Source organism: Acidiferrobacterales bacterium (genome assembly GCA_028820695.1).
In the GTDB taxonomy this organism is placed as follows: Bacteria; Pseudomonadota; Gammaproteobacteria; order Arenicellales; family JAJDZL01; genus JAJDZL01.
Window position 1 is genome coordinate 134,489 of sequence record JAPPIB010000050.1, and the last position, 21,072, is coordinate 155,560.

At 51.4% G+C, this 21,072-nt stretch carries 15 protein-coding genes and 1 pseudogene; 14 read left to right on the forward strand and 2 right to left on the reverse strand.

All coding sequences use genetic code 11. The annotated features are described in order from the left end of the window. The first annotated feature begins 126 nt into the window (after positions 1–126). From OXI60_08865 to OXI60_08880, 4 genes are read left to right on the forward strand one after another with little or no spacing between them, the layout of a single operon-like run. Positions 127–717 (forward strand): aminodeoxychorismate/anthranilate synthase component II, encoded by a 591-nt coding sequence (locus tag OXI60_08865; protein MDE0309923.1) that lies wholly within the window; start codon positions 127–129, stop codon positions 715–717. A gap of 2 nt (positions 718–719) precedes the next feature. After that, on the forward strand, positions 720–1,736 hold the full coding sequence (gene trpD, locus OXI60_08870; protein ID MDE0309924.1) for an anthranilate phosphoribosyltransferase: 1,017 nt from the start codon (positions 720–722) through the stop codon (positions 1,734–1,736). 1 nt (position 1,737) lies between these two features. Next, positions 1,738–2,538, forward strand: coding sequence for an indole-3-glycerol phosphate synthase TrpC (gene trpC / locus OXI60_08875; GenBank protein MDE0309925.1), 801 nt, complete (start codon positions 1,738–1,740; stop codon positions 2,536–2,538). Between the two features lie 13 nt (positions 2,539–2,551). Beyond that, positions 2,552–2,980, forward strand: a complete 429-nt coding sequence (locus OXI60_08880) for an OsmC family protein (GenBank protein ID MDE0309926.1) — start codon at positions 2,552–2,554, stop codon at positions 2,978–2,980. Here the strand turns inward: OXI60_08880 and OXI60_08885 are convergent. Next, on the reverse strand, positions 2,963–3,667 hold the full coding sequence (locus tag OXI60_08885; protein ID MDE0309927.1) for a nucleotidyltransferase family protein: 705 nt from the start codon (positions 3,665–3,667) through the stop codon (positions 2,963–2,965). The two genes, OXI60_08880 and OXI60_08885, sit on opposite strands and share 18 nt — an antisense overlap. Positions 3,668–3,670: 3 nt before the next feature. After that, a complete protein-coding gene (locus tag OXI60_08890) occupies positions 3,671–4,687 on the reverse strand; it encodes a phosphotransferase (GenBank protein MDE0309928.1) in 1,017 nt (338 codons plus the stop codon). Positions 4,688–4,782: 95 nt separating this feature from the next. Between OXI60_08890 and lptD the strand changes: the two genes are divergently transcribed. The 10 genes and pseudogenes from lptD to mrcB all read left to right on the forward strand — a co-directional run bounded on the left by lptD (position 4,783) and on the right by mrcB (position 21,018). Beyond that, positions 4,783–7,191: an LPS assembly protein LptD gene (gene lptD / locus OXI60_08895; protein MDE0309929.1), complete on the forward strand. Its 2,409-nt coding sequence runs from the start codon at positions 4,783–4,785 to the stop codon at positions 7,189–7,191. Positions 7,192–7,311: 120 nt separating this feature from the next. After that, positions 7,312–8,613 carry a peptidylprolyl isomerase gene (locus tag OXI60_08900; GenBank protein ID MDE0309930.1) on the forward strand — a complete coding sequence of 434 codons (1,302 nt, stop codon included), beginning with the start codon at positions 7,312–7,314 and terminating at the stop codon, positions 8,611–8,613. A 307-nt stretch (positions 8,614–8,920) separates the two neighbouring features. Beyond that, entirely contained in the window at positions 8,921–13,729 is a 4,809-nt protein-coding gene (locus OXI60_08905; GenBank protein MDE0309931.1) for an NAD-glutamate dehydrogenase, read from the forward strand. A gap of 169 nt (positions 13,730–13,898) precedes the next feature. Continuing rightward, positions 13,899–14,114 (forward strand): annotated as a pseudogene (locus OXI60_08910) (transposase). Between the two features lie 394 nt (positions 14,115–14,508). Continuing rightward, entirely contained in the window at positions 14,509–15,576 is a 1,068-nt protein-coding gene (locus tag OXI60_08915) for an AI-2E family transporter (protein MDE0309932.1), read from the forward strand. A 24-nt stretch (positions 15,577–15,600) separates the two neighbouring features. Further along, positions 15,601–16,668 carry a PA0069 family radical SAM protein gene (locus tag OXI60_08920; GenBank protein ID MDE0309933.1) on the forward strand — a complete coding sequence of 356 codons (1,068 nt, stop codon included), beginning with the start codon at positions 15,601–15,603 and terminating at the stop codon, positions 16,666–16,668. Between the two features lie 65 nt (positions 16,669–16,733). Then, positions 16,734–18,017 (forward strand): cyclopropane-fatty-acyl-phospholipid synthase, encoded by a 1,284-nt coding sequence (locus OXI60_08925; GenBank protein ID MDE0309934.1) that lies wholly within the window; start codon positions 16,734–16,736, stop codon positions 18,015–18,017. After that, a complete protein-coding gene (locus tag OXI60_08930; protein MDE0309935.1) occupies positions 18,014–18,397 on the forward strand; it encodes a nucleotide pyrophosphohydrolase in 384 nt (127 codons plus the stop codon). The genes OXI60_08925 and OXI60_08930 overlap by 4 nt, the downstream gene beginning before the upstream one ends. Further along, on the forward strand, positions 18,394–18,708 hold the full coding sequence (locus OXI60_08935) for a DUF2007 domain-containing protein (GenBank protein MDE0309936.1): 315 nt from the start codon (positions 18,394–18,396) through the stop codon (positions 18,706–18,708). The genes OXI60_08930 and OXI60_08935 overlap by 4 nt, the downstream gene beginning before the upstream one ends. Before the next feature lie 39 nt (positions 18,709–18,747). Continuing rightward, on the forward strand, positions 18,748–21,018 hold the full coding sequence (gene mrcB / locus OXI60_08940; protein ID MDE0309937.1) for a penicillin-binding protein 1B: 2,271 nt from the start codon (positions 18,748–18,750) through the stop codon (positions 21,016–21,018). Positions 21,019–21,072: the final 54 nt, after the last annotated feature.

Below are 21,072 nucleotides of genomic sequence, written 5' to 3' on the forward strand. Positions count from 1 at the left end.
ATTTAGATATTCCGTGTGAATTTTGTGATGAACTGGCTCATTCCGACTCCGGCACTTTATGATGTTGTTAAACCCCTAGGGGGTATCTATTTCATTAATTCCACCATTCATCATGTTTGATTCAACATGCTGCTGATTATCGACAACTACGATTCATTTACCTACAATCTCGTCCAGTATCTGGGCGAGTTGGGACACCAATCTTGCGTTTTTCGAAATGATCAGATTGACATGGCCGCAATAGAGCGTGAATCTCCCGATGCGATAGTCATATCACCAGGACCTTGCACGCCCAATGAAGCGGGAGTGTCTGTCGAAACCGTATCTGAATTTGCCGGCGCAATTCCCATTCTCGGCGTTTGCCTGGGACATCAAAGCATCTGTCACGCATTTGGCGCGGATATCGTACGGGCGGAGCAAGTCATGCATGGCAAGGTTTCGCAGGTCTATCACGACAATGAGAGGCTCTTCAAGGGAGTGGAAAATCCATTCACTGCAACTCGTTATCATTCATTGATTGCGCAAAGCGACAGTCTGCCAGACTGCTTGAAGATATCGGCATGGACAGACGACGGAGTCATCATGGGAGTGCGTCATCGCGAGCACAATGTCTTCGGCGTACAGTTTCATCCCGAATCATTTCTGACCGCTTGCGGACGAGACATTTTGAGTAACTTTCTGGCCGAGTCCGGTATTCGGTCGGCAACATCAGCGTGAAAATGAATATTCAGGAAGCACTAAAGAAGATTACTGAAAGACAGGACCTGACCGGAGATGAGATGCAGGATGTCGTGCGACAGATCATGACCGGTCAGATAACAGATTCGATGATCTGTGCGTTTTTGATCGGAATGCGCATGAAGGGCGAGTCAATCGAGGAGATAACTGCAGCAGCCACGGTAATGCGAGAACTGGTATCCGCTGTTGATATCAGCGCACCCCACCTGATTGATGTGGTTGGGACCGGTGGCGACGGCTCATCTTCCTTCAACGTTTCGACAGCATCGGCATTTGTAGCCGCTGCAGCGGGAGCCCAAGTCGCAAAACACGGCGCTCGGGCAGCTTCCGGAAAATGTGGCAGTGCGGATTTATTGGAATTCGCCGGTGTCCGAATGGACCTTGAACCCGCGCAGATTGCGCAATGTATCAGACAGACAGGATTTGGGTTCATGCTTGCACCGGCACACCATACGGCGATGCGACACGCAATCGAGGCGCGCCGGGAACTCGGCGTGCGTACGATTTTCAACATTCTCGGTCCGATGACGAATCCGGCACATGTATCTCGCGAGTTAATGGGGGTGTTCAGTGTACAGCTGGTCGAACCTCTGGCCCATGTACTGGGTAAACTCGGTTCGGAACACGTGTTGGTCGTAAGTTCGGAAGACGGTCTGGACGAAATCAGTTGCAACGCACCGACCAGGGTGGCTGAAATGAAAGGTGGGGAGGTCAATACCTACAGCATTCATCCTGTCCAATTTGGAGTGGATTCGCACGACCGGGAGGAGATCACCGTTGCAAGTCCCGAAGAGAGCCTCACACTGATCCGGTCAGTCTTTTCCGGTGAAAAGTCCCCGGCCGCCGACATGGTGATACTGAATTCGGGTGCGGCGATTTACGTTTCTGGATTGACGGAAAGCCTTACCGATGGAATTTCGCTCGCACACGAAGTAGTGATGTCAGGAAAGGTCAGCGACCGATTCGACGAATTTGTGAAACTCACAAACAGTCTCTGATATGTCTCAGGCTCCAGACGTTCTGCGATCCATCATCCAGGACAAGTTGAGTGAGGTCGAATCTGCAAAAGTGTCGGTTCCTCTGTCTCAGCTTGTAAGTCGGCTGGACGATGTTGAACCGCCGAGAGGATTTGAAGCGAGAATACGCGAGTGGCTGCAGGAGGGAAAAGCCGCGGTAATTGCGGAATGCAAAAAGGCCTCTCCGAGCAAGGGAGTCATTCGGGCGGACTACAACGTTCAGTCTGTAGCGAGAAGCTATGAGCAAGGTGGGGCAGCATGCCTTTCAGTGCTGACAGATCAGAAGTATTTTCAGGGAGAACTGATCGATCTGACTGATGCCAGACTCGCCACCAGTCTCCCGGCGCTTCGCAAGGATTTCATTATCGACGACTATCAACTCTATGAATCAAGAGTTGCGGGGGCCGACTGTATCCTGCTGATTGTGGCTGCACTTGATCATCAGCAGATAGTTGATCTTGGTGACAGTGCCAGGCAATTGGGTTTGGATGTGCTGATTGAGGTGCATTCGCACGAAGAACTCGAGGTGGCGTTGAGTTATCCGCATGGAATGATCGGAATCAATAACCGAAATCTTCGAAACTTTGAGACAACACTGCAGACTTCACTGAATCTTCGTCGACGTGTGCCGGACAATCGCATCGTAATTTCGGAAAGCGGAATTCACGAGCGCGATGATGTCAGATTGTTGTCTGAAGCTCGAATCGACGCTTACCTCGTCGGTGAATCCCTGATGAAATCTCCTGATCCGGGCGCCCGATTGAACGAGATTTTTCATCAATGACTGGAGCGTGGCGATGAAAGGTGAAGTGAGGCTGATAGACGGTGTGCGGTTTCAGGTAACCTCCGGAAGTGGTCACAGTACATTCACGGACGGTCCGCCGGAAGAGGGCGGTAAGAATCTGGGCATGCGTCCGATGGAGATGGTTTTGCTGGGCATGGGCGGGTGTACCGCGTTCGATGTTGTTCAGATACTTCGCAAGCGACGACGCGAGCCGAAACTGGTGGAAATCGAAATGGAGGCAGTGCGCGCACAACAGGTTCCCAAGGTGTTCACCTCGATTCACCTGAAGTACAGGGTGCGCGGCGATGACATCAAAGAGCGCGAGGTGAGGCGTGCGATTGACTTGTCACTCGAAACCTATTGCTCGGCGACACGCATGTTGGCTTCCACTGCAAAAGTGACTTACGAACTCGAGTTGCTTGAATCACCGAATTCGGACTGATCGCGATATCTGCTTCGATTGCAGCGTCGCAGCAAGAGACTGAAGCCGTTCCGGAGTGCCAATATCGATCCAGTCGCCATCGTGATATTGCCCCGCGAGTTTACCGCGCAGAATCGATTCCCGGAAAATCGGGTAGAGCGGAAAGACGGGATCTTTGGTGTCTTCAAACAGGTATTTGCGCAACGCCGCGATCCCACTGTAAGTCAGCGAGTTCAAGTTTGATCCTTCTTGCGGCAGTCGGAGTCGAGCGTCGGACAGCATGAAATCCCCATTTGGGTTGTGTCGCGGGTTGTCCACCATGACCAGACATCCATCCTGACCTTCCTGGTATTGAATACCTTTGAGCGAAAAGTCAGTCCAGATGTCAGCGTTCACTATGAGAAATGGATCCGATCGGATCTTTGGCAATGCCTTGAGTATCCCGCCACCGGTTTCCAGCGGTGTATCACCTTCGTGAGAATAGGTGATGTTGACACCATATGCCTTTCCGTCTCCGAGTGCGTCCACAAACATGGCAGCCAGATAGGAAGTATTGATTACGACGTTGGAAATTCCGGATTGGGCGAGATTGAGCAAGTGATACTCGATCAGCCGGTGTGAGCCCACCTCAAGCAACGCCTTGGGTGTGCTGTCGGTCAATGGCCGCATCCGCACACCGAGTCCGGCACTTAGAATCATGGCATCCATAGGCTATGACATCTGCAATCTCAAAACCAGCTTGTGCAGGGGCTCGAGTTCCCTGTACTTGCCACTGACTGATTCCAGATAATTCATCACGGTTGGAATATCGTCAAGGAACTTTCGTTTCCCGTCCCTGTAACACAGCCGTGAAAATATTCCCGCAACCTTGATATGCCGTTGAATTCCCATCCAGTCGAACCACTCGATGAACTGGTCCGGTTCGAAGTCGATTGACATGCCGGACTGTTCTGCTTTTTTGAGATAAAGGTGAATCCATTGCTTTAGCTTGTAGTTGGGCCAGACAATGTAACAGTCTCGCAACAAGGACATCAGATCGTAACTGATCGGTCCCAAAACAGCATCCTGAAAGTCAATGATGCCGGGATTGTGATCGTCGGTAAACATCAGGTTTCGGGAATGATAGTCAAGATGCACCCAGACTCTCGGCTGTTCCAATGCCTTGCTGGTAAGAATGCCAAACGTGTGCTCAAGGACATCTGAGATTTCGTCTGTAATCTCTTGGTTTTTGTGTTGCGGGAGATACCAGTCGCGGAACAGATCCATCTCTTTGTTCAGTAATCTTGCATCGTATGGTGGCAGGAAATCGGGCTCCGACGAAGTCGCCAGTTGCAACTGAATCAGCGCATCGATTGCTTCCGTGTACAATGTATCTGCATTGGAAAGGGTTAATATGTCGAGATAGGTCGTGCTTCCAAAGTCTAAAATTAATGCAAATCCCTTTTCTTTGCTCCACTCAAATATTTTTGGAACGTTGATACCAGATTTCAGAAATTTCGTTGCTATCTTGACGAACACCTCGATGTCCATGTGCTCAATTGGGGCGTCCATCGCGATATATGAGCGCGTAGCGTGGACAATGCGGAAGTACCGACGGAAACTGGCATCTTCGGAAGCGAACTGAATTGAACTGATGTCTCCCTCCAGAACATCGGAAAGCCAGGCGATGAGTTCTTTGATTCGATCGTCGCTTTCACAGAGGTGTTTCAGGCTCTCGTTGGTGGCCATGGAGATCGGATTGCGTAAGGTGGATTCGGGTTATGCGGTATAGGCAAACTAGAGCCATGTTTGGCGTGGATCCCATGCAATGGATCAAACTGTGTTTGATTATATTTGCAATCGGTCTGTCCGAGTCGGCTGTATCCGAGCAGGTGCCAGAGCCGAAGGCTGAGCAATGTCTGGCAGTTGTAGCGGTCGACCCCAATGGAGACCTTCGGCCCTTGTCCGATTCTGAAGTCGAATTAATCGCAAACTCAGTCACTGTGAATGACGAGACACTGGAACTCTCCGGCAACGTAGTACTGCGCGACAATGGTCGCACAATCAATTCTGAGCAAATGTCCTACAACCGGGAAACCAACATGGTTCGCACGACAGATAAGACGACCATTTCCGAGCGAGGCTCCCAAATATCGGGTGATGATTTCGTAATCGACCAAGCCCGCGATGCCCTCACGGGCAGTAATGTCGAATTCGTGTTGTTTTCCATTGACGCAGCCGGTGAGGATGCTCCCGTCCTGACAGTTCGAGGTACAGCTGAAACTCTGCAAGCTGACGATGGGTTGTGGAAAATGGATGAAGTCTCAGCCACTCATTGTCCCGATGGTGTTGACGATGTATACGTCATGGCAACTGAAATCGAGTTGAATTCCGACACCAGGCAGGGCAGGGCAAAAGGTGCGGTATTGATGATTCTGGACAAGCCGGTATTTTATTCGCCGATTCTGGGGTTTCCGCTGGGAAGCGAACGGTTAAGCGGTTTCCTGTTTCCTTCCATCGGCTATCGCAGTGGTCACGGCGCGATTATCAAGGCTCCGTATTATTTCAATTTGGCGCCGAACTATGATGCGACAGTCAGTACGAATGTGTTATCCAAACGAGGCCTTCAAATGGAGGGCGAATTTCGGTATTTGGGTATGTACTCGGACACGATGCTACGCGCTGAGTTTCTACCCAGGGACAATCGCGGGATTCCGCCCAAAATGGGCGATAAATCCAATGCCAACGGCGATGGGGGGTCCGAAAGCGAAGGCAATGTAGAGCCCGAAAATGGAGCCGATGACAATTCCAAACCCAAAGTCAGTCACAATCCGAGTAAGGAAAAACGTTATGCCGCGCAACTGAAATCCAACTGGTTCAATGGCAGCAATCTGTATTCAAAGTTGGATTTCCGATGGGTTTCCGATGATACCTATACGAACGATTTCTCGACATTATTCGGCAGTGACGACAAATACCTCCAACGCAGCGTGGAAGCCGGTGCCTTCGGAGACCAATACAGGTTCTCGTTCGGAGCGGATCAGTACGTTATCGCCAAACCGATGGATGATGAGTCCGAGCGGACACATAATAGGGTTCCGTGGGCGACCTATGATCATTCGATTCCTTTCGGTAACTCACTGAACCTGGACTTGGGATTGTCTGTGGACCGATTCCGTCACAAAACCAAGTTTTCGGCAACCCGATATCGAACGGATTCAGCGATCGGATATTCAGTTGATAAGGACTTCGGTCGGTTCGACACCCGGGCCGGTGCTGAAACTATCGAATACCACAAACAATCCAACGTACCAAAGGATGACGACAGTCGTTACACGATTTCGTCCAAGTATTTCGAGGCGGATGGACGGCTGTTTTTTGATCGGAACGTTCAAAAAGACGGGGACGTGCAGTTATGGACGATCGAACCGCGCATGAAGTTCACTTCAACACCGAGAAAAAGTCAGGAGAAAATACCCATCTTTGACACCACCATCCGGACGATTGATGTTTACGACGACTTGTTTGAGTCCAAGCCCTATGTCGGAGGGGACCGGGTCAGGGATATGGAACAGTTGAGTCTGGGTGTGTCATTCACCATGAACGGAGGCTCGGACTACCAGAATATCAGGAAGTTCGGGATAGGACGGATATTTTATTCAAGTGATCGAACGCCGAAACTGACCGAATCAGATGACTCTGACATGACCGAAATGGATGACCCTGATCCCGATTCAAATGGTCCTGAGATGACCGAATCAGATGACCCTGATCCCGATTCAAATGGTCCTGAGATGATCGAATCAGATGAACCTGACACTGAATCGGACAAGTCCGACATCTTTCTGGGCATGAATCTCATTGATGCTCGATGGCAGGTTGACTATGGAATGCTATACGACGACAAAAATGATGAGATCACTCAGAGTACATTGAAACTGTCCCGGAAGTTTCTCGACGATGCCAAGTTCAGTACAGTGTATCGTTTCAAGAGGTATGACTATCAGCAGATTGATGCCGATGAGCAGATTGGAGCGTTGCTTGACCTGCCATTGAAATCCGGGTGGCGGTCGAAATTTCTTGTGATTGAATCCGTAAGGGACCATGAATTGAAAAAAGCGCTCTGGCAGATGGATTATTATTCATGCTGTCTGAATCTCGGATTCCAGGTCGTCCGGGAACGGGAAGCTAACAACAAACTTGACTACTCGTTTAAGTTGCTTATTGCCATCGATAGTTTCAACTTTAATTGACCGCGACTGGCAAGGCACACCAGTTGACGGAGTTCCATTTGATCGGGCAGACTCAGTGATGCTGAGAAAATCGTTACATGCAGTTGCAGGAGGAATATGTTGATCGCGCGAATGGGGACAGTGTGGGTTAGATCCTTGTCAGTCAGTGCAGTCGTGGCGCTGTCGCTGGCAATCTCTTCAGTTTGGGGCCAGTCGGACTCGTTAGACCGAATCGTGGTCACGGTCAATGGCGATCCGATTACAGAGACGGATATCGAAAGGCGGATCAGGTTACTGAATTTCGACGTGAGGCAGGCCGGCGGTTCGGACTTGGCTGACGATGTTGTCAGGCCTCAGGCGATTGAGACAGAGATCTCACAATTGCTGAAACGCCAGGAGGCGAGTTTTCTGAACATTCATGTCTTTGGCGAGGAGATTTCAAATCGGCTGGAACAGTTAAGCAGTCAGAACAATGTTCCAGTGGATGAATTTCTGTCTCACTTCGAGAGCCAGGGATTGACGCTTGGTGACATAAGGCTCAGTGTAGGCGAAGGACTGATGGACGAGAAATTGACACAGTTGGTCTTCATGCGTCGGATTGAGGTCAGGGAGGACGAGATCGATCGTTACCTGAGTGCCAATCAGTCGGAATTTGAGGGTGGTGAACAGTACGATCTGTCGGTTATTGTCATTCCGGATAGCAATCAGATGAGTTTTGCGGCCAGAGCGGAATATCGCCAGCTCTCCAATGAGATCGAAGGTGCCATCAAATCAGGAATCGATTTCCGTCGGATAACGGATGGCGCTTTGCATATTGAGGGAGTTGAAGCAGGAAATCTGGGCTGGATTCCGGTCAATGGCATAGCACCTGAAGTTCTGGCGGCAGTATCCAAAGTCCGGGTGGGTGAAGTCGTCGGGCCAATCAAGACGGCTGACCGCATCGTATTTGCCGCGGTAAACAACCATACTACGTCGGGTCTGATTGATTTGCCGCAAATCAGGGAGTTTCATCTCGCGAGAATAGTTCTTCATGCGAGTAACGAGGCTGGACTGGCAGTGGTTGCCGAGCAGCTGGCGGATTTGCGTCGAACGATTGTTGATGGCGCCGACTTCGGTTCGATGGCGAAATTGTATTCGAATGATTCCACGACCCGATTCGACGGCGGCGATATGGGATGGGTCACTGAGGACAATATGCCATTTGAGTACCTTGAGTTGCTGCAGACCATGCAACCAGGCGATCTGTCACCGGTACAGACTTTTGCCAACAACGTCTATATCCTTCAGTTGCGGGGGTTTAGAATCGGCTCGGCGGAGGTCAGCAAGAGAAGTGTGGTACGCGACAGACTGCGCAATGTGAAGCTGCGCAAGGAGTCTGCCGAGTGGGTTGATCAATTAAGGGCGACTGCCGCGATCAAGTATCGAAAGACTTTCGGAAGCTGACTTTCTTTCCGGCTGGCCTTGCTTGAGTCCGCGGACGATCAGACATCGTCCATGTTCCCAAAGGAGACGGATGACAGGCCGGACAGGAAAACATTTCGCTCGTTGCAATCTCGCACGCATGGCTCGGTGAACCGGTCATATAGAGACCCTGCACAAATCTGTTCCCGGCTTCTGCCTGCGAAACCAACATAATATTTCAGCTGCGAGCTGTCTGCGCCCGACAAGGACAGAACTTTTTTTGCGTATAGGGTTATGCTGTATAGTTATTGCGCATACGAAACTCACACTTCGACGAAGGATTGTCTTCATGTCAATTTTGCATTCCAAGCAAACTGAGGCGCTGATCAAGCGAATGACCAACGATGAAGTTGGCACTTCAACCGATGATATTCCCTATTTTCCTGATTTCATCAATCACTACTATTACGGAGTACCGTATGAGGACCTGAGCAACAGGGATCTATTTGATCTGAAGGGTGCGGCTCTTGCCCATATCAATCTCGGAAGGAAACGAAAAGCGGAGCAGCCGAACATAAGAATCTATGTTCCGGATGTCGAGCGCGACGGATGGCGATCAGAGCACGCGGTGCTTGAGGTCGTCACGACCGACCGCCCCTTCTTGGTCGACTCCATATCTAACGTATTGAGCCAGATGGGTTTGCGAAAGCAATTGTCGGTTCATCCCGTCTATTTCGCGAAACGCGACAAAAACGGAGTTCTTCAATCCATTTCCTCCCCACTCACTGCGAGTGGTCTGAAGGGAATCTTCGAGTCGTTTCTGCATTTCGAATTTGACAAGCCTGCCGATGACAGGGAATTCTCAAGACTCCGCAGTCTGCTGCTGAAAACATTCGATAGCATTGAGCTGGCGGTTGAGGATTGGTCCGCCATGCGCCAACGCGCCACAGACACCGCCGAAAATATCCGCGCTGCCGATGGCAAACACGGTGATTCAGACCTGACGGACTATCCGGAATTCAGCGAATGGCTGAATGATGGCAATTTCACTTTTCTCGGGTATTGCGAGCTGTCGTTCGGCAAAGGCGGAAGTGTCACGCTGGACAAGAAGTCGGTATTGGGATGGCTGAAATCGATTGACAATATTGATCAGATTTTCCCGATCGGAGACCTGGCATCCATGATTGAGAATCCTTCATTGCTGGTCACCAAGGCCGACGCGCCATCTCCGATTCATCGGGTCGACAATATGGACCTGATCGTATTTCCCAATCTGTCCGCGGCAGGCGAGTGTACGGGGTTGCGACTTTTCGTCGGGTTGTTTGGTTCCACCGTTTACAACGGCAGCGCTGAACTGATTCCGGTCCTGCGTGACAAGATGAAGTATGTATTGCGCAAGAGTAGATTTTCCTCAACGACTCACAGCCTCCGCGTGCTGACCAATATCATGGAGAACTATCCGAGAGACATGATGTTTCAAATCTCCAAGAAGGAGTTGTTCAAGGATGTCGCAGATACGCTCGAACTGCAGGAACATCTGCGGGTCAGGGTGCTGCTGCGTCGCGAGCAATACGGTCGATTTTATTGCGCTATCGTCTATGCGCCCCATGAGTTGTTCAATCGGGCACTGAGAGTCAGGATCAACGATATTCTGATGGATTCTCTCAATGGTGTTTCCTCAGAGTTCCTTTCGACGTTTTCCGGTTCAGTTCTGGCCAGGATCACATATACGATACGCGTCGAGAAGCAATCAGTTCCGAAGCGGACGCTGCCCGAGATCCAACAGTTGGCGGAAGACGCTGCCAAAACCTGGAACAATTCGCTGTATGACGCAACAATAAAGCGCTACGGTGAGAATCGGGGACTTCGATACTACAAGAAGTACGAAGAATCATTCAGTGCGAGTTACCAGGAAGACCATTCCCCATGGGTGGCTGCGGCCGACCTGGCCAAATTTGCCGGGTTGTCTGAAAAGAGCGATTTGGCGGTGTCGTTCTACCAGCCCCTGAACCAGACGGACGGCAATAGGATTCGCCTGAGAATCTACAGTTATCGAACGCAGATTTCCCCGTCTGACAGTCTGCCTGTGCTGGAGAACATGGGTTTGCGGGTGGTCGAGGAAAAACCCTACGAGATCAAGTTGGCGGATGGAGCGTATCTGTGGCTTCATGACTATACACTTGAAGACAAGGATGATAAGGAATTGGTGGCGGATGAGCATCGGGAGAGCTTCGAGGGTGCATTCAAGAGCATATGGCGCGGACAGGCCGAGAATGACAGTTTCAATCGGCTTGTTCTGGCAGCGAAGTTGGATTGGTGGCAGGTGGTTGTTCTTCGCGCTTACAGCAAGTACCTCAAGCAGATCGGCAGTACGTTCAGTGAGTCGTACATTACCGAAACCCTGATTCGACATGTCGACATGACATCTGACCTGATCGAGTATTTCGAGGCGATGTTCTCACCCCGCAGTTCGGCGACGGAAGACCAAAAGTCAGAATTGCTCGATAAGCTGCATACTCATCTGGACAACGTTGTCAGTCTGGACGAAGATGTGATTCTGAGAGGATATCTGAATGCGATCGCAAGCACGCTTCGCACAAATCACTACTGTAGGGATGCTTCGGGCAATCGCCTGGGATACCTGTCGTTCAAGATCGATTGCGCAAGGATTGACAAGATGCCTGATCCGCGACCGATGTATGAGATTTTTGTCTATTCACCGCAAATCGAAGCGGTTCATCTTCGAGGCGGCAAGGTTGCACGGGGCGGGCTGAGATGGTCAGACCGGCGCGAGGACTTCAGAACCGAGGTGCTGGGATTGGTGAAGGCGCAGATGGTGAAGAACGCGGTGATCGTTCCCGTCGGGTCGAAAGGTGGATTTGTGATCAAACAACCCACACCTTCCGGCATTACCGTGCAGGAACACGCAATCGAGTGTTACCGGAACTTTATCCGCGGAATGCTGGATATCACTGACAATATCGTCGCAGGACAGATTGTCCCGCCTGCCAATGTGAAGCGCTACGATGACGATGATCCTTATCTGGTGGTGGCGGCGGACAAGGGCACCGCAACGTTTTCCGATATTGCCAACGCACTGTCACAAGAATATGGGTTCTGGCTGGGAGATGCTTTTGCATCCGGTGGCTCAGTCGGCTACGACCACAAGGGCATGGGTATCACCGCCCGCGGGGCTTGGGAGTCCGTTAAGCGTCACTTCCGCGAATTGGGCATGAATACGCAGACGACAGAATTCACTGTCATCGGCATCGGGGACATGAGCGGTGATGTATTCGGCAATGGCATGCTGCTGTCAGAACATATCAGATTGATCGGTGCGTTCAATCACATCGAGATTTTCATTGATCCCGATCCGGACGCGGCGGTCAGTTTCAGGGAGCGTAAACGCCTGTTTGATTCACCGGGCCTGACCTGGAAGGACTACAACAAGGATCTGATTTCCGAAGGCGGCGCGATCTACGATCGAAGTGCGAAAGCAGTCAGCCTCAGCCCTCAGGCACAGCAAGCACTGCGTGTAAAGGCAAAAAAGCTCACACCCAACGAATTGCTTAACGCAATGCTCAAGGCACCTGTCGATCTGCTTTGGAACGGAGGTATAGGAACCTACGTCAAGGCGACCACTGAAACCCATGCGGATACGGAAAACCGTTCGAATGACGCGATCCGCGTCGATGGCAGCGAGTTGGGTTGCAAGGTTGTGGGCGAAGGTGGGAATTTGGGCATGACCCAGCTGGGACGTGTCGAGTTCTGTTTGCGCGGCGGGCGTTGCTTTACCGATTTTATCGACAATTCAGGTGGCGTGGACTGCTCTGATCATGAGGTCAACATCAAGATTCTACTCAATCAGGTGGTCAGCAATGGCGACATGACTGACAAGCAAAGAGAAAAAATTCTCAGTGACATGACCGATGAGGTCGCGGAACTTGTGCTCACAGACAACTACCAGCAGAGTCAGGCATTGAGTGCAATCAATGCAGAGTCAGGCAGTCTGATCCGAGAGCATTGGCAATATATCCGGGAACTCGAGTCATCCGGCGATCTGGACCCTGAATTGGAATTTCTGCCGGACAGGGACGAGGTCAGGCGTCGGCAGAATGAAGGATTGGGGCTTACCTATCCGGAACTTTCCATCTTGCTGGATTATTCGAAAATGACACTGTATCAGCACCTGCTGGATTCGGCCATGCCGGAGGATCCTTACCTGATTCAGGAGCTATACGCGTATTTTCCTCAGCGACTGTCCGAGAGATTCAGTGACGAGATGCACGATCATCGTCTCAAACGGGAAATTATTGCGACATCCGTTACCAACAATCTCATCAATCGGGGTGGTCCGACTTTCGTGTATCGAATGCGGCAATATACGAATGCCGGATACGACGATGTCGCCAGGGCTTTTTGCGTCGCGCGCGATGTGTTTGACATGGCAGACACGTGGCAGTCGATCGAGGATCTTGATAACAAGGTTCCTGCCCACACCCAAATTACCATGCTTTCCTACGTCAGCGGTCTTCTGGAACGCGCTGCATTGTGGCTGTTGCGTTATCGAGGACAGTCATTGGATATCGAGGAGTCGGTGGAATACTTCAAGTCTGACGTTACCAAACTGACCAAGAGCCTGTCCAAATCCTTGACCAAGCAGTATCTGTCTGCGATGAACAGGCAGGTGAAGGAATTGACTGACAACAAGGTACCGAAAGCGTTGGCACGACGCATTGTCGAACTGATTGCACTTTCGACTGCGTTCGACATCGTTGAGATCATGAAGGCATCCAACAAGTCGGCTGAATTCGTCGCTGGTGTTTACTTCGACATCGGTGCCCGGTTGGAACTGATATGGATTCGGCAGAAAATAGCAATGCTGCCGGTGGAAAACCGCTGGCACAATCTTGCCAAATCAAGACTTGCCGATGATGTTCACTCCCATCAATTCTCGATTGCCGGTGACGTGGTACAAAGTGCTGAGAAAAGTGATCCGAAGGTCGCCGTTTCTGAATGGATTGATGCAAACAGCAATGGATGCCGCATGTTGGCAAGCATAATTGCCGACATGAAGTCGATCAGCAAAGTTGATTTTGCGACACTGACTGTTGCGATCAGTGAGGTGCATCTGCTCGGTCGAAGTTCCGATCAGTGATACTTGAGACTTGGCTTGTGCCAGTTTGGTGCAGCGGATTCAGCGGCGTTACTTGATGCAATGAACGCGGTTGAATCGCATTGGCTTTCCTTCTGGGGCGCTGCGTTACGGGCGACAGCGCAGCGGTCAGGCGTTGCGGTGATTCCAAGTGAGAACATACAGTCGACCCTCCGCGCCCAGTCGCAAGATTACTTTGGTGATGGACAATTTGAACGCCCACCGTCCAGGGACACTGTATGAGACCTTGACCGCCTCGGAGGTCAAGGCGCTATGGGATCGGTTTGAATCCGTGTACACGCCGAAACATGGCAGTTGGCTGAATGTTGCTGAAGTTGAGATTGGCGTGATGGCACGGCAGTGTCTGAACCGTCGAATTGACTCGATCGGGACGATGGCAGACGAAGTGACGGCGTGACAGGGGGGGGTCGGGTCCGATCAAGCGTGTTTTTCCAGAGTATCTGCCTCACATCGGTCGCTCGCAAGCAAAAAATCGACGAGAAGTTGTTCACTCATGTCTGTGAAAGATGGAACTCCCGTGCACAGAAGCACCGAAAACCGGGATATTGGCATTCAAGATCTTGCGGGATTTGCCGCATCATCCCCAAATTTTCCAACTTCGATTCCTGCGCTCAACTAAAATGAACTGAAAAGCCAGCGTACGTAATCGTTGTATCCAATAAATTATTCAAATGTCAGGATCATCCGTGAATCGTCGATGATCAGACTCGTTGCGATGTCACTGTCGCTTTCGAATTTTATTATTTCAACACGTTAGAGCCGTGCAGATCGTTCTCGACTGGTTCAAGCGCCAGCTGAATAATCCTCAGATCATCATTCTCTCGGTTTTTCTGATCGTGGGATTTTCGTTGGTCATCTATGCGGGGAAAATGATCGCTCCAGTCATTGCCGGTGCTGTCATCGCATACATACTTGAAGGCGGGGTGAAATTCTGCGAGGGGATAAGAATTCCGCGCCTGACCGCGGTTTTGATTCTGTTATGTGTGTTTCTTGTCCTGATCGTCGCCTTGGTGTTCGGAATTCTGCCGCTTGTCATACAACAGGCATTGCAATTGGTGGCCCAGGTGCCGACCTGGGTGTCCGAGGCTCGGGACTCACTGCTTCAATTGCCCGACCGCTACCCTGGAATCATTTCGGTTGAGCAGATTGAGATATTTTTCAGGGCCACAACGGAGTTCGTCACCCGGCAGGGACAACAGATTGTGGTCACCTGGTCAGCATCCTCTGTCGTGGGTGTGATCACCATAGTCGTCTATCTGATACTCGTTCCAATCCTGGTTTTCTTCTTTCTCAAGGACAAGGCCAAATTGACCCAATGGTTTTCCCACTTTTTTCCGGACAAGGATCATGCATTGACACAAACAGTCTGGGAAAACCTCGACCGACAGATGTCGAATTACATACGCGGTAAGTTCTGGGAGATCCTGATCGTTGGTGGGGTGACTTTCATTGTTTTCACCGCGTTTGGACTCCAGTTCGCTGCGCTGCTGAGCGTCGTCGTCGGCTTGTCGGTGCTGATTCCATTTATCGGCGCGGCAGTAGTGACAATCCCGGTCGTCGCCGTCGCTGCTGTCCAGTGGGGAATCTCGCCGGAATTTGCCTACCTGGTCATTGCATATCTGATCATTCAATTCCTGGATGGCTACATTCTGGTTCCGTTGCTGTTCTCCGAAGTGGTCGATCTTCATCCGGTGGCGATTGTCGTTGCCGTTCTCGTTTTTGGTGGAATATGGGGAGTCTGGGGTGTATTTTTCGCGATTCCACTGGCGACACTTGTTCAGGCTGTATTGATTTCGTGGCCCAGAGCCAGCGATTCAATCGAGGAATAAACCCAACTTCGGCTAACAGACCTCATGATTCCCAAATCACCACCGAAAGGTCGAGGTGCGATATCCAATCGCTCGGGCAGATTCGAGAGTTGGGATCACCAGGAATTCGACGACGGTTGGTATCACGAGGAGTTGCCGGCCTTGAAAACCACAATAGAAAACGACAACGCCCGCACTGTCATCGCACGAAATCGGTCGCCCGACCTGCCATTTGACCGGTCGATCAACATGTATCGAGGGTGCGAGCACGGATGCTCGTATTGCTATGCGAGGCCCAGTCACACCTACCTCGGCTATTCGGCTGGACTGGATTTCGAAACCAAACTGTTCGCCAAACATGATGTTGCGGAAAAACTGACCAAAGAGATTACCGCGGATTCATATCAGTGTCAGACCATAGCGCTTGGAGCCAACACGGATCCGTATCAGCCCGTTGAGAGAAACCTGCGCCTGACCCGACAGATACTCGAAGTGCTTCTGGAGCATCGCCATCCGTTGCAGATCACGACCAAATCAGCGTCGATCATGCGGGACATCGATTTACTCTCAGAGTTGGCACGGCACAACCTCGTCGGCGTCAATGTCTCTATCACCTCACTTGATGCGGGCCTTACAAGAAGACTCGAACCGCGTGCAAGCGCGCCACACAGTCGTATCAAGGCAGTTTCTCGACTTGTACAGCATCAAATTCCGATTACAATATTCGTTGCTCCGGTCATTCCAGGGCTGAACGACCATGAAGTCGAGACGATTCTTGAATCATGTGCACAGGCGGGTGCCCGACGCGCTGAGTGGACAATGATTCGACTGCCGCTGGAGGTGGCAGATCTGTTTCGGGAATGGTTGAGGACTCACTATCCGGGTCGCGAAGCTCGCGTGATGAGTCTGATCCAGCAGGTCAGGGGTGGCAGGACCAATAGCTCTGAATTTTTTGAAAGGATGCGCGGTACCGGACCGATCGCCGAAATGATCCACAAGCGTTTCGTGAGTGCGGTAAGAAAATTCGGTTTGGACACGCCTCCGGTTGAACTGGACGTTGCGAAGTTTCGCAAGACAGTCACCGGCGCAGTCCAGATGTCACTGTTCACGTGATCGGTGACATTCGCGGTAATTCGCCCATCCGGATGAATTGACTTGTTTACATTTGAATTGTTGTGATGGAAGTAAAAAAGCATGCAGCACCGCTCGCACTGGAAACCAACCAGCCGAAATCCGGCGAATCCTCTTCTGCGCCCACCGCCTTGGATCGTTCTTTGGTCAGGAGGTTACTCGATTATTCAGGCAACCCTCGAATTGATGTCCAATTATGGGACGGTGAGACAATATCCGTCGCGAATCAGGAATCGATCGCAACTGTGAAATTCAATTCCCGCTCTGCGTATCGGCGGATGCTCACACAGGGAGAAATCGGTTTCGGTGATGGCTACAGTGACGGTCAGATCGAGATTGAGGGCGAGTTGGTCGAATTTCTCTGTGAGGCATATCGTGCAAAGAAGCATTCTGATAAAAATCCGAAAGGTGTGCTTCAGTTGCAGGAACTGTTATCGAGGAAGAAGCCCAGAAAGAACACACTGGCCGGGTCCAAGTCAAACATCCATCATCATTATGATCTTGGCAACGAGTTTTATTCTCTATGGCTTGATCGAGAGGCCATGCAGTACACCTGTGCGTACTACCCGATCGAGTCCATGACGCTGGAACAGGCACAAGTTGCGAAAATGGAGCACGTGTGTCGTAAATTGATGCTTCAGCCCGGTCAGACGGTAGTCGAGGCGGGATGCGGTTGGGGTGGACTCGCAAGGTATATGGCGAAGACCTATGGCGTCAATGTGAGATCCTATAATATTTCACACGAACAGATTGTCTATGCCACCGAACAGGCCCGACAGGAGGGACTTGATGACCTGGTGGAATACGTCGAGGATGATTATCGCAATATCACGGGTTCTTACGACGTATTTGTTTCGATTGGAATGCTGGAGCACGTAGGGAGTCAGAACTATCAGGCGCTTGGTGCGGTCGTTGATCGCTGCCTGGCTGAGAATGGCCGGGCGTTGGTCCATTCGATTGGCAGAAATACCCCGGAATTGATGAGCGCATGGATTGAGAAGCGCATATTTCCCGGTGCCTACCCTCCAACCATCCGTGAAATGATGGATATTGTCGAACCGTTCAATTTTTCAGTGCTTGACATCGAGAATCTGCGGCTGCACTATGCGAAAACACTAGGACACTGGCTGGAAAGATTCAACGACAACGAGGAGAAGATTTGCGGGATGTTTGATGACAGATTCGTTCGTGCATGGCGACTGTATCTCAGCGGCTCGATCTCGGCGTTTCTGGTTGGAACACTGCAGCTGTTTCAGATTGCATTCGCCCGCGGAGCCGACAACAGTATTGCGATGACGCGCGAACACCTATACCCATATCAGCAAAGTTGACTGTCTCGACTGCAAAATCCGCCGAAACTGTTGAATTCGACAAACTGATTCAGCAAATTCGGGATTTTGCCCAAGAAAGGGACTGGGAGCAGTTTCATTCTCCCAAGAATCTGGCGATGGCATTGATGGTCGAGGCTTCTGAGCTGGCTGAGATCTTCCAATGGTTGACGCAAGAGCAGAGTTTGAATCTTGACTCCGACCAAAAGCAGCGGGTGGAGGAAGAAGTCGCGGATGTGATGAATTACCTGATTCGCATCTGTGATCGGCTGGATATCGATCTGCTGGAGGCAACCCGCAGAAAAATCAGGATCAATACCGAAAAATATCCAGTCAGCCAAGCCCGGGGCAGTGCCCTGAAATACACACAATACCAGTCTTGATCAGAGTCTACATCGCCGAAAACCTGGCGGACGCGCATCTCGTCTGCAATCGGATTCGAGAAAACGGTATCGTCGCACACGTGTTCAATGAGTTCTCCAACGGCGCGGTCGGGGAGTTGCCGTTTACGCACACCTGGCCGGAAGTCTGGGTGGAGAATGACCGGGACAAAAACTACGCACTTGAGATCGTGAGCCAGTGCCAGCCGGCGGAATTCGTGGACGCCGAACGCGACTGCCCGGAGTGTGGCCAGCTCAATCCGGTCAACTTCGAAATTTGCTGGAGTTGCTCTGCGCAGCTTGCAGTGGATTGACGGTGTGACTTTGCCGTCAACTGACTTTCCACAACCGACTTGAAAAAGAGAAAACTTCGTTTCAAAGGGCTGCTCCGAAGTCTGCTGATCAGATTTACAGTATGGGCGGTTTCCCTCACAGCAATCGGTGCGGTTGCCGGATTTTTGTGGATTGACCATCAGGTGCGGGAGCGCTTTGACCGCCAGTTGTGGGATATTCCTGTACACATCTACAGTCGCGCCACCGAAATCTATCCGGGTCTTCCCATTTCAGCCGATCAACTTGAGCGGCGATTGCGAAACCTGGGTTACCGAACAGTCGCTGATCCGAAACAACCGGGTGAATTCAGTAAAGATCAGGACACAATTGATCTGGTTTCAAGGGAATTTCAATTTTGGGACGGACAGCGAAGTTCGATGTCTGCGCGGATAAGCATTGACCGTGACAGGATTGCTGCGATCACCGATCGAAAAACCGGTTCCAGTATTTCCCTGATCAGGCTGAAGCCGGTTCTGATCGGAAGCCTTTCGCAGTTACAGCATGAAGATCGGTCGTTGCAGAAACTGGAAGAAATGCCAAGGTTGTTACTCACCACACTGGTGGCAGTGGAAGATCGGAATTTCACACAGCATCGAGGTGTGGACTTACAGGCAATCCTGCGCGCGGCCTGGGTCAATCTGACTGCGGGAAGAATCGTACAAGGCGGGAGCACCCTGACACAGCAGCTGATCAAGAACATCTATGGCAGGGATGAGCGGACTTACCAGCGCAAGTTGCTTGAGATTGCCATGGCGGTAGTCATGGAGTTCAGACTTGAGAAACATCAAATTCTGGAAGCCTACTGCAACGAGGTGTTTCTGGGGCAGGATGGCAAACGTGCAATTCATGGATTCGGACTCGGAAGCCAATTTCTTTTCGGTCGTCCGCTGTCCGAACTGAACGCGGCGGAAATCGCCCAGCTTGTCGGGATGATCAAGGCGCCAAGCGCCTACAATCCGCTACGGAATCCGCAACGGGCACAAGAACGTCGTGACTTGGTCCTGAACATCATGAGCAGGGATGGATTGATTTCGCAGGACACCTTCACGAAGCATGTCAACAAACCACTTGACCTGGCAACCTCGAAAAATCGCGTTCGACGGGAGTTCGCATCGTTTTCCGACGTCGTGCTTCGGCAGCTGTCCGGCAAGATTTCTGCGGAAGGGTTCACGGAAGGCGACTTTTCGGTGTTTACAACCATGGACATCGAGGTACAGCGAGCGGCGGAAAAATCACTTGCCGAGGAACTGACCGCAATTGAGAGGCAGCGCGGAATCCCTTCCGGCACTCTTGAAGGCGCAGTCGTAGTCATTCGCCCGGACGACGGTGAGGTGCTGGCGATTGCCGGTGGCAGAACGGGCTATGTGGGCACTTTCAATCGGGCGATCGATGCCCACCGGCCAATCGGCTCGCTCATCAAGCCCATCGTCTATCTCAGCGCGTTCATGGAGGAATCCAAATGGACGCTGGGCAGTCTTGTTGCAGATGAGCGGTTTTCCTACAGGACGGAAAATGGACAATTGTGGTCTCCGCAGAACTACGACGAGGAATTCTTGGGTGACATCACCATACTTGAGGCACTGGCAAAATCCAGGAACATACCTGCCGTCCGCGTCGGTACAGAAATCGGCGTCGATTCGGTCGCTGGAAGTCTAAGCCGGTTGGGCATTGAGATCAAGGGCCCGGTTTACCCCTCGATGTTACTCGGTACGCTGGAACTCTCACCCATGCAGGTGGTTCAGATGTATCAGGCATTGGCCAACTATGGTTATCTGACCGGACTTCGCGCCATATCAACAATTGCCGACAATTCAGGAAATAAGTCAATTCAGACCCAGCTCCGTGCCCGTTCAGCGATACCTGCCGAGCAAGCCTACCTTGCACTTTTCGCCATGCAGGAAGCGGTTTCCAACGGCACCGGGAGACGCTTGCTGGAGTCCTTCCCGGCCGCTTTGGCCCTGGCCGGAAAAACCGGGACGACCGACGATTATCGAGACAGTTGGTTCGTCGGAATTTCGGGAAACATGCTTGGGGCTGTCTGGGTGGGTCGCGATGACAACCGTCCAGTCGGGCTGACCGGAGCAAACGGCGCACTGGTGATCTGGTCATCGATGATGAAACACCTGAATTTGCAGCCCCTGGAACCGGGAGTCAGTGAATCGATTGAGTTCGTCGACATCGATCCCCGCACAGGGTATCGGGCTGGCGCAGGCTGTAGCGACGGAAAAAGAATCCCATTTCTCAACGGAACCGCTCCGAACCGGGTGTCAAACTGCGATGGGGCCGGATAGTCTTCCACGGATTGGCCTTGACCCGCAACAATACTGGTAAAATGACCACCTATC